At 73.2% G+C, this 13,355-nt stretch carries 13 protein-coding genes; 1 reads left to right on the forward strand and 12 read right to left on the reverse strand.

Annotated elements, in window-relative coordinates:
* Positions 1-12: 12 nt before the first annotated feature.
* From ACFPGP_RS01440 to ACFPGP_RS01485, 10 genes are read right to left on the reverse strand one after another with little or no spacing between them, the layout of a single operon-like run.
* Positions 13-1,494: an eCIS core domain-containing protein gene (locus ACFPGP_RS01440; protein ID WP_378585878.1), complete on the reverse strand. Its 1,482-nt coding sequence runs from the start codon at positions 1,492-1,494 to the stop codon at positions 13-15.
* Positions 1,491-1,691, reverse strand: coding sequence for a hypothetical protein (locus ACFPGP_RS01445; RefSeq protein WP_378585880.1), 201 nt, complete (start codon positions 1,689-1,691; stop codon positions 1,491-1,493). The genes ACFPGP_RS01440 and ACFPGP_RS01445 overlap by 4 nt, the downstream gene beginning before the upstream one ends.
* Positions 1,688-3,568, reverse strand: coding sequence for an ATP-binding protein (locus ACFPGP_RS01450; protein WP_378585882.1), 1,881 nt, complete (start codon positions 3,566-3,568; stop codon positions 1,688-1,690). Before ACFPGP_RS01450 ends, ACFPGP_RS01445 begins: the two co-directional genes overlap by 4 nt.
* The gene (locus ACFPGP_RS01455) at positions 3,565-4,800 is read right to left on the reverse strand and encodes a Pvc16 family protein (protein WP_378585885.1); all 1,236 of its coding nucleotides are present in this window, start codon (positions 4,798-4,800) and stop codon (positions 3,565-3,567) included. The genes ACFPGP_RS01450 and ACFPGP_RS01455 overlap by 4 nt, the downstream gene beginning before the upstream one ends.
* Positions 4,797-5,585 (reverse strand): hypothetical protein, encoded by a 789-nt coding sequence (locus ACFPGP_RS01460; protein ID WP_378585887.1) that lies wholly within the window; start codon positions 5,583-5,585, stop codon positions 4,797-4,799. Before ACFPGP_RS01460 ends, ACFPGP_RS01455 begins: the two co-directional genes overlap by 4 nt.
* Positions 5,582-6,316: a hypothetical protein gene (locus ACFPGP_RS01465; protein WP_378585890.1), complete on the reverse strand. Its 735-nt coding sequence runs from the start codon at positions 6,314-6,316 to the stop codon at positions 5,582-5,584. The genes ACFPGP_RS01460 and ACFPGP_RS01465 overlap by 4 nt, the downstream gene beginning before the upstream one ends.
* Positions 6,313-6,828, reverse strand: a complete 516-nt coding sequence (locus ACFPGP_RS01470) for a phage tail protein (RefSeq protein ID WP_378585892.1) — start codon at positions 6,826-6,828, stop codon at positions 6,313-6,315. Before ACFPGP_RS01470 ends, ACFPGP_RS01465 begins: the two co-directional genes overlap by 4 nt.
* 16 nt (positions 6,829-6,844) lie before the next feature.
* Positions 6,845-8,398 carry a phage tail sheath C-terminal domain-containing protein gene (locus ACFPGP_RS01475; RefSeq protein ID WP_378585894.1) on the reverse strand — a complete coding sequence of 518 codons (1,554 nt, stop codon included), beginning with the start codon at positions 8,396-8,398 and terminating at the stop codon, positions 6,845-6,847.
* Positions 8,399-8,453: 55 nt separating this feature from the next.
* Entirely contained in the window at positions 8,454-8,651 is a 198-nt protein-coding gene (locus ACFPGP_RS01480; RefSeq protein ID WP_378585897.1) for a hypothetical protein, read from the reverse strand.
* 24 nt (positions 8,652-8,675) lie between these two features.
* Positions 8,676-9,452 carry an AfsR/SARP family transcriptional regulator gene (locus tag ACFPGP_RS01485; RefSeq protein ID WP_378585899.1) on the reverse strand — a complete coding sequence of 259 codons (777 nt, stop codon included), beginning with the start codon at positions 9,450-9,452 and terminating at the stop codon, positions 8,676-8,678.
* A gap of 356 nt (positions 9,453-9,808) precedes the next feature.
* On the opposite strand from ACFPGP_RS01485, the gene ACFPGP_RS01490 reads away from it, so the two are divergent.
* Positions 9,809-11,101: a M15 family metallopeptidase gene (locus tag ACFPGP_RS01490; protein ID WP_378585901.1), complete on the forward strand. Its 1,293-nt coding sequence runs from the start codon at positions 9,809-9,811 to the stop codon at positions 11,099-11,101.
* On the opposite strand, the gene ACFPGP_RS01495 is transcribed toward ACFPGP_RS01490, so the two are convergent.
* Positions 11,098-12,753, reverse strand: a complete 1,656-nt coding sequence (locus tag ACFPGP_RS01495) for a DUF885 domain-containing protein (RefSeq protein WP_378585904.1) — start codon at positions 12,751-12,753, stop codon at positions 11,098-11,100. The two genes, ACFPGP_RS01490 and ACFPGP_RS01495, sit on opposite strands and share 4 nt — an antisense overlap.
* A gap of 117 nt (positions 12,754-12,870) precedes the next feature.
* The gene (locus tag ACFPGP_RS01500) at positions 12,871-13,341 is read right to left on the reverse strand and encodes a nuclear transport factor 2 family protein (protein ID WP_378585907.1); all 471 of its coding nucleotides are present in this window, start codon (positions 13,339-13,341) and stop codon (positions 12,871-12,873) included.
* Positions 13,342-13,355 lie beyond the last annotated feature (14 nt).

Raw genomic sequence — 13,355 nt, forward strand, 5'->3', positions numbered from 1 at the left:
ACCTGATCCTTCTCAGGGCATCGTGAACCGGCCGTTGATCGCTGTCCAGTGCTTCGTCTCGACAGCGGTCCCGTTGCGCTGGATCTCGCCGCGGAAGCTCATGTTCAGGTCGAAGACGTCGCCGGTCACGGGGGTGATCCCCGTCAGTCCCGGGAAGTCCTCGTTGCGGTAGCGACAGCCGTTCGCCTGGTCGTTGGCGTTGGCATCGTCGATGTAGTGGTCCTCGGGACTGGCGTCCGCCCTGTTGTTGCGGTGCCCGTAGTTCACGGGGTTGTCCGTGGTGTCGCCGTCCTCGCGGAAGTTCGCCGGCAGGCGGCCGCCCGGGACGTTCGCGAAGGCGTTGCTGATGTCGGTGGTGACCCCGCCGCGGATGTGACGGGCATGTCCCCGGATGAACTGGCGGTACTGGAAGTCCGAGCAGGTGCACCGGCTGGAGAACTCCGACGAGGTCCGGAAGTGTCCCTCGATGGACGCCGGGTTGGTGCCGACGAAGTTCACCGGAGCAACGCTCACGTTGAACGCCGTCAGGCAGTTCGCATCGGTGGTGTCCATGCCCTCCAGCGTCTGCTCGTCGTTGAGGAAACGGAAGGTGTCGCTGCCGACCTTGCCGTCGGCCGTGAGCCCGTACTGCTCCTGCGTGGCAGCGATGGCGACGATGTTCCCCCGCGTCCAGGTGCCGGTCACCTCGCCCCCCAGCAGGTTCTGGATCAATCTCGTGTTCGCCTCGTCGTAGCGGGCCCGGTTGAAGGCGATGGCGGACCGGATCTGTGCTTCGCTGAGGTCTGCCTGGTCCTCCACCGGGCCCTCCGGCAGCTCGGTGGCGAGGTCGCGCTGGACCGTCCCGGCCGGCTGCGGCGTCGGCGACGTCCCGGTCTGCTGGACGACGTGGGTGAGCTCGTGGGCCAGGAGCCTGCGGCCCTCGTGCGTGGAAGGACGCCACTGGCCCGCGGCGAAGGCGATGTCCTTCCCGAGGGTGAACGCGTGGGCGTGGACGGCCTGCGCGGCCTCGGCAGCCCTGACGTCGGTGTGGACGCGCACGCTGCCGAAGTCGTGGCCGAACCGTTGCTCCATGAAGGTCCGCACCTCCTGCTCGAGCGGGCGCCCACCCCCGCGGACGGAGCGCACGCGCTCGTCGACCTCCCGGGCGGCCACGCCCGGGTCGGTCGCGCTGCGCTTGACCTCCTCGTCGACGTCGTACGCCGAGAAGTCGGCCGCTCCCTTGCGCTGGACCTGGTGCCCGGGTCGCGCCGCCGGGGTCGCCACGTCCACGTCGCGCATGAGCTGGTCGGCGATCCGGTCGGCCTCGACCTCCGCGGGGTCGTCCGGGCTGCTGACGCGCAGGGTGGCGGGACCGACCGCCGCCGAGCCCGAGGCGTGCCGGTGGAGCTCGTCCTCCTCGTGGGCGCACTCGCCGGCGCCACACTGCCTGCCGCCGCACCGCCACACCGTGGTGGCGGCGACCTCCGTGGTCGGTGCGCTCGTCGTCGTTCTCATGGACCACCCTCCTGGCCACGCGGTGGGTCGACCACCGACGAGACGGCGTCCGAGACCGCGGACCTGACGCGGTCGGGCGCCACGGGACCGGTGACGGACGCGTCGGCGACGGCAGACTCGATGGCCGCGAGGAGCGCCGCGCGGTCGACGTCGCCGGTGACCCTGACGTCGTGGAGCCGCACCTCCGGCCGGGTCACGGGGACTCCCAGGTCAGGGAGGGCATCGGCTGGCCGAGCTTGCTGCACTCGATCCGGGCGGCCTGGACGACGTGCCCCATGCCGACCGGCTCGCCGGCGTGGGCGGCGAGGAAGGCGGCGTTCACGGCGACGTTGCGGATCGTGCCGCCCGCGAGGTCCAGGGTGGCCAGCGCGTCGAGGTCGAGCCCCGACGTCGGTGTCGCCGCGGGGAAGGCGCGACGCCAGAGCTCGAGGCGCATCGCCCGGTCGGGGAAGGGGAAGCTCACCAGGAAGCGGATCCTGCGCAGGAAGGCCGCGTCGAGCGCGTCGGCCATGTTGGTGGTGAGGATGGCCAGCCCGCGGTAGGCCTCCATCCGCTGCAGGAGGTAGGAGACCTCGACGTTGGCGTAGCGGTCGTGGCTGTCCCGGACCTCGGTGCGCTTGCCGAAGAGCGCGTCCGCCTCGTCGAAGAGGAGCACGGCGGCCCCGTGGTCGGCGGCGTCGAAGACGCGGCGGAGGTTCTTCTCGGTCTCGCCGATGTACTTGCTCACCACGGCGCTCAGGTCGACCCGGTAGAGGTCGAGGGACAGGTCGTTGGCGACGACCTCGGCCGCGAACGTCTTGCCGGTGCCGCTCGGCCCGCCGAAGACGGCCGTGCTGCCCAGACCGGTGTCACGTCCCATCCGCAGGCCCCACTCGTCGTACACCGTCACCCGGTGGCGCGCGTGGGCGGTGAGCAGCTCGAGGGTCTGCCGCTGGACGGGCTGCAGGACCAGGTCGTCCCACGAGGCTGCGGACTCGACGCGCTGGGCGTGGGTGCTGAGGTCGGGTCGGTCGACGGCGCGGCAGGCGGTCCAGAGCGCGTCCGGGTCGCCGCCCGCGGCCGTCACGGTCGCCGCGATCGATGCGGCGTCGAGGTTGAAGGCCGCCGCCAGCGCGGCGGCCGGAGCGTCGGGCCCGGCCCCGGCGAGCCACAGGTCGTGCTGCTCGGCGGCGCTGGGCCGGGGCACGTCGACCAGGACCGTGGCCCGTCGTCGCAGGGCCGGCAGCGCCCCGGCCGAGACGGCGACCGGCGCACTCGTCAGGGACACCAGGGCGTCGACCGCGGCGTCGGTGTCGGGCTCGTGGTCGACCAGGAACGCGGTCCCGGCCAGCACGCAGTGGCGTTCGAGCAGCCGCGCGAGCTCCTCGCGGGCAGCCGGGTCGACCGGGATGACCCGGGGGTCGATCGTCGACAGGCCGGTCCCGAGGTCACGGGCCGCGTGGGCCGCGACGGCGAGCCGGCTCCAGCGGTCACCGCCGGTGAGCACCGGCACCGGCCCCCCGGGAACGCGCCACAGGTCTGCGACCCGGTGCGCCGCGGGATCCTGGAGCGGGGTCGTGCCCGGCTCGGCCGCGGCCGCCCCGACGATGCCGGTGAGCTTGGCGTCCGGGCCGCGCAGCCCGGTGAGGTAGTGCAGGACGTACTCGTCGATCCGCAGCGTGGCTGCCGTCAGCGGCCCGTGGTCGGCCACCTGCACCAGGCGCCACCGGCGCAGCGGTCCGTCCGGCGCGAGGGCCGACCAGTGCGGGTCGGGCAGGGCGGCCAGCGCCAGGCCGAACGTGGGGCTGCTGGCGCACAGGGCCGCGTGGCCCGCGTCCAGCTCGACCCCGGCGCACAGGAGCAGGATCGACCGCTCGAACGGCGACAGCCCGAACGCGTCGGCCACGACGTCGACGGCGGACGACTCCGCCTCGGCCCCGGCCGACCGGTGCGGGGCCGGAGGTGGCTCGACGCCGGCGTGGCGGGCCAGGGCCGCGGTCACCTCGCTCAGCTCGGCGACGACCGAGCGCTGGTTGGCCCGGGTCCAGGTGGCGGAGTCGGCGCGCGCCTCGGACGCCGCGGCGGTCGCGGTCACGGCACGGTCACCAGGGGTCCCGTGATGGTGCCCGACGCGTTGCGGGTCACCGGGCTCTGAGCGCCGTCCACGACGAGGCTCACGCCGTACTGGCCGGCCGGGAGGCCCGGTCCGGCGGACGGGCGGGGGAGCGCGACCGTCGTGGTGTCGGCGGCGAGCGGAGGTACGTCGACCTGCCGCAGCGTCGCGCCCGTCGTCCGGTCGAGCAGCGCCACGGTCACCTGCTGGGTGCGCCCGATGGTGAGGTCGCTGGTGAGCGTGAGGGTGGTGGCGTTGACGTTGACGCTCACCTGCGGGACGACCACGACGCCCACGGGGTTGCTCGTCTCGCCACCGCGGGGCTCGCCCGGTGCGTCGCCGACCAACCACTGGTGGGCCACGACCACCGGTTGCAGCCCGGCGCGCAGCTGCGCGCCGCCGGCGAGGGGCACGCTGATCGAGGTGGCGCCCGTGTCTGCTGCCGCCGGGGTCAGCTCGGTCGCACCGACGCGCACCACGGTCCGGTCGCCCCGCAACCCGCTGCCGGCGATCCGGAGCACGGACGTCGAGGCGACCGGGGCCCGCGGGTCGGCGGCGTTGAGCGCACTGAGGATGGTCGGTCGCAGCAGCCCGCGGACGGTGAGCCGGGGCTGCAGCACGGGCGGCGCCTCGACCGGGGTCCCGCTGGACTCCTCGAGGCGGACCGCCGAGGCGACGTACGTCGCGGACAGCTGGTAGGGACTCTGGAAGAAGACCGACCACAGCTTCGAGAGCTCGTCGAGGCTCATCGGGTCGGGGGAGACCCGCACCACCTCGTCGGCGTCGGCGAGGTCGGTGAGCGCGAGGTAGGCGTGGGTCGGCGGCTGGGCGGTGGCCTCGGCGGTCACCTGGGCGATCAGGTCGGTGCCGAGGATCGGGTGCGTGTGCAGAGCGGCGAGCGTCGCGCCGAGCAGGCGCTGGGGCACGAGCTCGTCGTCCCTGCCGTGGAAGGTCAGCAGGTAGTGGAGGCTAACCGGCACCCGCGGCCGCGCGCGCAGGGTCGTGCCGTCCGAGGTGCGCCCCGGCAGCTCCTCGTTGCGCGACACCGAGTCGAGCGAGGTCTTGTACATGTAGATGTTCACGCCGGACTTCTGGTGCTTCACGTCCGACCGGTCCACCCACACCTCGGCCCCGCCCACGGCGGCGCTGACCCTGGGCGTGAGCAGGCGCTGGAGGGACGCGGAGACCGTGGCGACGGCGAGGAAGTTGCTCACCGTCCGCTCCGCTCACGCAGGTAGTCGGCCAGTGCCGGGGCACCGGTGCCGCGTCGCTGCGGCGCCGGCCGGACCACGGGAGGTGGCGACGCTGTCGGGGTCGGCGACGCGGGCGGCGCCGCGACCACGTCGATCCGGCCGATGGTGACCGTGACCTCGGGGGCCGGCTCCTCGGGTGCCGGACCCGGGTGGAGGCGGGGCAGGGGCACCACGGTGGCACCGGGACCCGCGGGGTCGGCAGGACGCGCGTCGACGGCGACCCCCGCGAGCACCGTGGACCGCACGGCCGCCTCGGGAGCGCCGTCCGGCACGCCGGCCGGCCTGGCGGAGGTGGGGACCGGCGGCCGCTTCTCGAGGTCTGCGGCCGCCGGCGTGGCTGCGTGGGCCGCCACCGCGCTGGCGGCGACCGCGGGACCGGGTCGGCCGTCGCGGGCGACCGTCACCGGTGGCGCAACGGGGACGTCGGGGGCGGCGACCTGCGGCGCCGCCCCCGTCGCAGCGGCCGCGGGCCGCTCGCCGACGGCCGGGCGCGGCTGGGCCCGTCGGACCGGCGCAGGCGGGGTCGGACCGACCGACGGGTCGGCCGGAGGCTCCTCAGCCGTCACGGGCAGCGTGGCGGGCGGGGCCGGCGGGGTGGGCGGGGTGGGCGAGTTGGTCGGACGGAGGTCGGCTGGTGCGGCGTCCACGGCCGGAACCGCGACCTCGAACAGGGAGGGCGCCCGGGGGCGCAAGCCGCCCGTGGCCCGGGTCGACCGGGTGGCGAGCCGCATCAGGTAACCGCTCATGGCTCGAGCGCCGACAGGTAGAGGTGTCGCCGGAAGGCGCTCAGGGCCAGGATGTCCTGCTCGCGCCAGCCGTAGGCGCGCGCGAGGGTGTGGACGTCGGTGGCCAGCCGGCGCGCCGACGACTCCAGGGCCGCCCAGGCGAAGCGCACCGGGTCGAGCGTCTCCGACCACCGCTCGCCGCAGTCCTCGCAGGTGAGCACGACCTCCAGGTCGCCCGTGGGGTCAAGCTCGTCGAGCGTCGACTCGATCCGCTCGACCACCGCCGGTGGCAGCTGGTCCGGCGGCACCTCGCTCCCGTCGTACGTCGCGCGGACGACGCAGCGCTCCAGCAGCGCGTCCCGCAGAGCCTCGGGGCTCCCCCCGGCGGGGACCGCCCGCAGGTCTCCCACCGTGACGGCCCGCACCACGACCCGGTGGCCGTCGACGTCGACGGTGACGGGGCCCGGTGACGACTCGGCCACGAGGGCCTGCGCGTCGACGGCGACGTCCAGCGCCGACCCGCACGCGGGACAGTCGGCCACGGCGTCGAGCACGGCGCGACGTGGGCAGTAGTGCTCGAGCAGGGCGCGGTCGCGCGTGCCGACCGGCCAGTCCTCGACGTCGTCCGCCGGCCGGTCGTCGCGGCGGTCCGCGACGGCCGACACGAGGAGCAGGTCGGCGCGGGCGGCGGGGCTGCTGCCCAGGCCCGCCTCCCACAGCTCCAGGACGGTGGCCGGGGTCAGCTGGCTCACGTGAGGCTGGGCTCCGTGGGCTCGGGCACCTCGCGGTCGCGCTCCCAGCCCTCGTTCTCGAGCTTGAGGTGCTGGATGGCGACTGCGTTGGCGTTCGCGTCGAGGTCGGGCAGGGCCTGGAACTCCGAGACCCAGCAGCGGAAGACCTTGTAGGCCAGCGCGACCTGGCCGGCCTCGTTGTAGACCTCGATGATGAGGTCCTTGCGGAAGTCCTTGAGGGAGGACTCCGCACCGAGCCCGGAGCCGAAGCTCCAGACCTTGTTCGCCCACGCCTCGAACTCCAGGTCGTGGGTGACGCCGCGCTCCAGCGTGATCGCCTCGAACTCGCTGCGCCCCGGTGACTTGCGCGACGTGCTCGGGTCTCCGCCCTCGCGGTGCTTCACGGGTTCGGTGGTGCGCTTCAGGGCGCCCACCTTGCTGATGCCGGCCACGTACTTGCCGTCCCACTTCACCCGGAACTTGAAGTTCTTGTACGGGTCGAAGCGGGTCGTGTTCACGGTGAACTGAGCCATGGTGGGGACGCCCTTCTCACGCCGTGGCCTGGCCGGCCAGCTGCTGGATCTGGATGACGACGAACTCCGCAGGCTTCAGCGGCGCGAACCCGACGAGGATGTTGACCACGCCCCGGTCGACGTCGCTCTGCGTCGTGGTGGTCCTGTCGCACCGGACGAAGTACGCCTCGCGGGGCGTCGTTCCCTGGAACGCGCCCTTGCGGAACAGGTCCTGCATGAAGGCGCCGACGTTGAGCCGGACCTGCGACCAGAGCGGCTCGTCGTTCGGCTCGAACACGACCCACGTGAGGCCGGCGCGGAGGCTCTGCTCGAGGTAGAGCGCCGTACGCCGCACCGGGACGTACTTCCACTCGCTCGCGCGGGTGTCCGCGCCGAACAGGGTGCGCGCCCCCCACACGACGTTGCCGATCACGGGCAGGGAGCGGAACGCGTTGATCCCCAGGGGGTTGAGGGCGCCGCTGTCCGCCTCGGTGACGGGGACGGCGAGCGAGACCCCGGCGACGACGGCGTCGATGCCCGCCGGGGCCTTCCAGACCCCGCGGGTGCCGTCGGTCCGGGCCATGATGCCGGCCACGACCCCACTCGGCCCGATGTTGCGCATCAGCCCCGGAGCCAGCGGGTCGGGCATCAGGAGGCGCGGGTAGTAGCAGGCGGCGTCCTTGCTCGGGTCGAACGCCGTCCCGATGAGCCCCTGGGCCGCCGCCGGCGTGGTGGTCGTCGCCGGCGGGTCCACGAGGAGGAGGGCCTGGTGCGCGGCGCAGAACGTCACCGCACCGGCGACGAGTGCCTTCTGGTCGGCGGCGCCGAGGGTGGCCATGGCCGGGATGCAGAGCAGGTTGAAGACGAACGGCTCGATGGAGACCAGCGTCTTCATCGCGGTGTCGAGCTTGGTGCCGAGGTTGGTCGCGAGCGCGGTCGTGTCGGCACCCGCCGTGCTCATCGGCGCCCACGGGCTGGGGCTGGCGGTGTCGTCGGGTTCGCCGGTCGCCGTCGCGGCGCCGCCCGCCGGGTCGCCGGCGGTGCCGACCCCGGCCGCGAGCCGGATCAGGCGCGAACCGGCGTTGACGACGTCGATGGCCGAGTTCGCGGCGCCCGGCGTCCGGACCAGGTTGCGGAAGACCTCGGCGTCGACCACCCGGCCGGACACGACCTCGCGGACGAAGATGCTGAAGGTGCTGCCACTGGTCGTCACGGCGACCTGCAGGTTGCTGCCCCACGCCCCGGGGTTGGCCGCGGTGACCGCCAGCGACTTCTTCGCCGGCGAGGCACCGTCCTTGATGTCCATCGCCGCCGCGGTGTCACCGGCGTCGGCGAGGCGCACCACCCAGGCCACGGCACCGCCCTGCTGGAAGTACTGCAGGACGGCGTAGCTGGCGGCACTCTGCGCGTGCAGGCCACCGAACACCCGGGTGAACTCGGTGAAGCTCGTGATCCGCGTCGGCGTGCTCACCGGTCCGCGCGGGAACCAGTCGACGAAGGCGGTGTCGGACGTGCTCACCCCGGTGATCGGGTGCACGCCACTGGGGAGCTCCTCGAGGTAGATACCGGGGGCGTTGAGTGTCGAGGGCATGGCGGGTTCCCCTTCGCGAGAGTGGCTGCCTGGTCCACGGATATGCCGTCCTGCGTCACCGAGGCGTCACGAGCGAGTCCAGCCAGGCGCCGACCGTGGCCAGGACCTCGGCGCGCGTCGCGGCGTACGACGTGACGACGTCGCGCCCGCCGACGTCCCGGGTCGCGCTGATGCGGACCCTGAGCTGCCCGTCCTGCTCGGTCCACAGGCGGAGCACCAGCAGCGCCTCGACTCGTCCGGGCGTCTCGCTCACCCGCCCTTTATGGCCCCCCCGACGTCACGTGGGCATCACGGAGGTCGGTGACGACCGTCGCGGCCAGGGCACGAGGCTGGCCAGCCGGGGCGAGGGCTCGACGCCCAGCTCGCGCCACAGGTGCTCGGTGAAGACGTCTCGCTGGTGGACGGCGTCCGCCACGTTGCCCTCGGCGAGGTAGACCGACACGAGGACGACGGTCGCGGTCTCCCGGAGCGGCTCGGTGCGCACCGCCTCGAGGGCGAAGCGGAGCGCGGCGTTCAGGTCCCGTCGCAGGATCAGCAGCCGGGCGGCGTGCTCGAGGGCGTGGAGACGCATCTGGCCGAGTCGCTCGCGCTCGAAGATGATCCAGTCGTCGTACCAGCCCGGCAGGAACTCGCGCTGCCACAGCGTCGAGACCTCGTCGCCCGCCCACGGCTCGTCGCCGGGTTCGTGGTGGAGCAGCCGGGTCGCCAGTGCCTCCTGCTGGCGGGAGTCGACCCACAGGTCGGGGGAGACGCCCAGCCGGAAGCCGTCGACGCAGAGCAGGCCCGGGAGCAACCGGTTGAGCCTCCACACGCCGGTGCGCAGGTTGGCGAGCGCGTGTCCCTCGGTGGCCTCGGGCCACAGCGTGCCCGCGACGACAGCGCGTGCCGACGGGCCGTGCTGGGCGAGGTAGGCGAGCAGGCGCTGCTGTCCTTCCGGCAGGTCGACCGTCGTGCCCGACGCCTCGAGGGTGAAGGTGTCGAGCAGACGCAACCGCGCGCCGGCAGGGGCGGTCACGGAGAGCGGCGCGCGCCCCGTCTCACGTCGCGCCGGCACGGCTTTCTCCCGAGACGATGCCGGTGCGGGCGCGGCGGGGGACTGCGTGGGGGACATCCGTCACGCCGGCACCCGAAAACGTAGCCACTGCCTTCACCACCCGCGGAGGTCGGGCTGTGTGGCTCGGTTGCGTACCAAGGTCCGCCCGGATCTCCTTGACTCCCTGTTGTACCTCTGCTGACTGTCCACCGCCACCACGTGACTTCCTGACTAGACCAGGGCCGGCCCTTGCCGGTGTCCCTACCTCCCAGAGAACGGTGCGGTTCGCGAGATACACCGGACACGTGACGCCCGGGTGACGCGGCACGGCGACAGTGGCGTGGTCGGCGCGTGGCCGGCGGAGGGGAGCACGTCCGATGGCACAGGGGAATCTGCAGCTGCTGACCGGACTGCAACCTGATCTGAGGAAGAAGGCCGAGAAGGCCTTCGCCACCGCCGCGAGCGAGAAGGTCGACGTGTTCGTCGTCAGCGCCCTCCGCAGCTACGAGGAGCAGCGGCGCCTCTACGCCCAGGGTCGGGAGACCCCGGGCGCGATCGTCACGAACGCCCGGCCCGGCGAGAGCTACCACAACTTCGGGCTCGCCTTCGACTTCGCCGTCGTCAAGAACGGGCGGGCGGTGTGGGACCAGGACCACCCCGACTGGAGAGCGTTCGTGGCCATCTGCAAGGGCCTCGGGCTGGAGTGGGGCGGCGACTGGAAGTCGTTCAAGGACTACCCGCACCTGCAGCAGGGCAACGCGCCCTCGCTCGCCTCGCTGCGCTCGACGTTCCCGCACGGATGGCGGGGAGCTGACACCAGCCCGGAGTGGCGGGTGGTCACCGAGCCGCCGCTCGAGAACGGGTGCCGGGACAAGCGCCCCGAGACGGGCAAGGGGATCGTCGCCCAGCTCCAGGCGATGCTGCTGCTGGACGACGACGGCTACTTCGGCGACATCACCGAGCACGGTGTCCGCGCCTTCCAGCGCACGCACGACAGCACCGGCGCCCGGGTGGAGCGCCGCGGGCTCCGGGTGACCGGTGTGGTCGACCAGCGCACGTGGCAGGCGATCGGCGCTGCCGCGGCCGCGGACGACCCGGACGACGGCGACCCCGCGGACGGCGCCGGCTGGCTCCCGCCGCGGCAGATCGCCGACGCCGTCGACGCCGAGCCTGCACACGTCCTCGCCAACTGGCCGCGCCTGCAGCAGGCACTCCGCCGCGGCGGCATGGCCGGCGACGCCGTGAACATCGCGGCGGCCGCCACCGTGGTCACCGAGGTCGGCCGGGTCTTCGAGCCGATCAACGAGTTCGGCGACGACGACTACTTCACGCGCATGTACGAGGGCCGCGCCGACCTCGGCAACACCAGGCCCGGCGACGGCGCCCGCTACCACGGCCGCGGCTACATCCAGCTCACCGGCCGGGCCAACTACCGGACCTACGGGAAGAAGATCGGCGTCCCGCTCGAGCAGCATCCACACCTCGCGCTGGCGCCGTCGACGGCGGCGCAGGTGCTCGTCGAGTACTTCGGTGAGCGGGGCGTCGACCAGGCTGCCCGCGCCGGCGACTGGGAGCTCGTGCGGCAGAAGGTCAACGGCGGCATGAACGGCTGGCCCGTCTTCAACGCCGCCGTCAAGTCGCTCACGAAGGCGAGCGGCACCCGTCGCTAGCCGAGCCGCGAGGCGACGACGCGGTCGAGGACGTCGAGCGGCAGCGCGCCGCTGTCGAGGACAGCCGAGTGGAAGGCCCGGATGTCGAAGCGGTCACCCTGACGCTGCTCGGCCTCGGCGCGCATCCGCTGGATCTCCAGCCGACCGATCATGTACGACGTGGCCTGGCCCGGGTAGCAGACGTAGCGGTCGGCCTCGGGCCGGCAGATGCCCTCGGCCAGCGGCGAGTTGGACAGCATGAAGTCGACCGCCTGCTGGCGGCTCCAGCCGAACGCGTGGATGCCGGTGTCGACCACGAGCCGGCAGGCCCGGAGCGAGTCCGCGCTGAACATGCCCATCCGGTCGAGGGCGGAGGAGTAGAGGCCCATCTCGTCCGCCAGGCGCTCGGAGTAGAGCCCCCACCCCTCGGCGTACGCGTCGTTGACGGCGTACTTGAGCAGCTTCGGGACCGACGCGGGCAGCTCGTCGGCGATCGCGAGCTGCAGGTGGTGCCCGGGCACCCCCTCGTGGAAGGCGAGCGACTCGAGCTCGAACCGTCCCCAGGCCGAGGTGTCGGAGGTGTTGACGAAGAACGTGCCGCCGCGCGACCCGTCGCTGGCCGGGGGGAAGTAGAACGCCTTGGCGCCCACCTCGGTGCCCTCGACCGCGCAGGAGGCGCGGGGGACGACCTCGAACCAGTCCGCCATCGCGGCCTCGGCGCGCGCCAGCGCCGTCCGTGAGTCCTCGACCAGCTCGTCGGGGTGCTCGTAGTGCAGCTTCGGGTCGCTCCGCAGCGAGTCGAAGATGGTGTCGAGGTCGTCCGATCCGACCACCTCCGGGCCGAGCTCGCGGTACTCGTCGGCCAGGTGGGCCAGCTGGGCCAGCCCGATCTCGTGGATCTCCTCGGCGGTCTTGTCGGTGGTCGTGAAGTAGCGCAGCGCCGCGGCGTACGTCGCCTCGCCGCCCTCGAGCCACGAGAGGCCGCATTGCTCCTCGGGTCGTGCTTGCGGGAGCACGTCACGCAGCGCCTGGCGGTAGGCCTCGAGGCCCGGACGCACCGAGCGCTCGACGGCGGCGCGCAGCGCCTCGCGGACAGCGCCGTCGTCGATCCCGTCGGGCAGCGAGATCGCGGCGACGACCTGGTCGTCGGACAGCGGCGTCGCGAGCGCGGCACCGATCTGCGCGATGGTCTCGCGGACGAGGTACGCGGCGGGCACCCACCCGTCGGCGGCACCCTCGCGCACGCGGTCGGCGGTCTCGCGCAGGTGGACACCGACGGCGTCGAGCTTCGCGGGCATCTGCGCGGCCACTGCCTCGTCGGGCACCGTCAGCAGCCCCATCACCAGCGGCAGGTCGACCTGGATGCCGCTGATCGGGTCGGCGCGGAGGTCGCCGAGCGGCGTGGCGGCGAGGTCGGCCGAGGTCGACCCGTAGGAGGCCACCACCGACCGGGTGATCCGCTCCTGCTCGTCGAGCGTGCCCTCGTCGATGGACTCCGCCCGCCGGGCCAGCTCCCGCATCGTCGCCGCGAACCGAGCATCGGACTCGCGGCTGGCCCCCTCGTAGGAGTCGACCGCGGAGTAGTCACCGAGCAGGTGCCGGAGGTAGGTCGGCTCGCGCGACGCCGCGGCCTCCCAGCAGTCGTCGGCCAGCCGACTCAGGTCGTCGCTCACCAGGTTCCCCTTCGGTCGGCGCGGGCCCCACGTCCGGCTCGACGATAGCCATCGGGCCGCACAGGCGTCCACGCCTCATCAGGCCGACGGCGTCGCGGGCGGCGCCGGCAGCGCGGCTCAGAGACCGAGGTCGGTGAGGCCGGGGTGGTCCGCGGGCCGCGGGCCGGGCCGGTCCCAGTGGAAGAGCCGCTCGGACTCGTCGATGGCGATGTCGTTGATGCTGGCGTGACGTCGTTGCATCAGGCCGTGCTCGTCGAACTCCCAGTTCTCGTTGCCGTGCGAGCGGAACCACTGACCCTGCGCGTCGTGGGACTCGTAGACGAACCGGACGGCGATCCGGTTGCCGCCGTACGTCCACACCTCCTTGATCAGCCGGTAGTCCAGCTCCCGGGCCCACTTCTGGGTCAGGAAGGCCTCGATCTCGGCACGGCCGTGGACGAACACCTCGCGGTTCCGCCACCGGCTGTCGACCGTGTACGCGAGCGCGACGCGAGCCGGGTCGCACGAGTTCCAGGCGTCCTCGGCGGCACGGGCCTTCTGTGCGGCGGTCTCCGCGGTGAACGGTGGGAACGGCGGGCGGCTGTCCATGCCGTCACGCTACT

This window comes from Nocardioides taihuensis (assembly GCF_042657275.1).
Lineage (GTDB): Bacteria > Actinomycetota > Actinomycetes > Propionibacteriales > Nocardioidaceae > Nocardioides > Nocardioides taihuensis.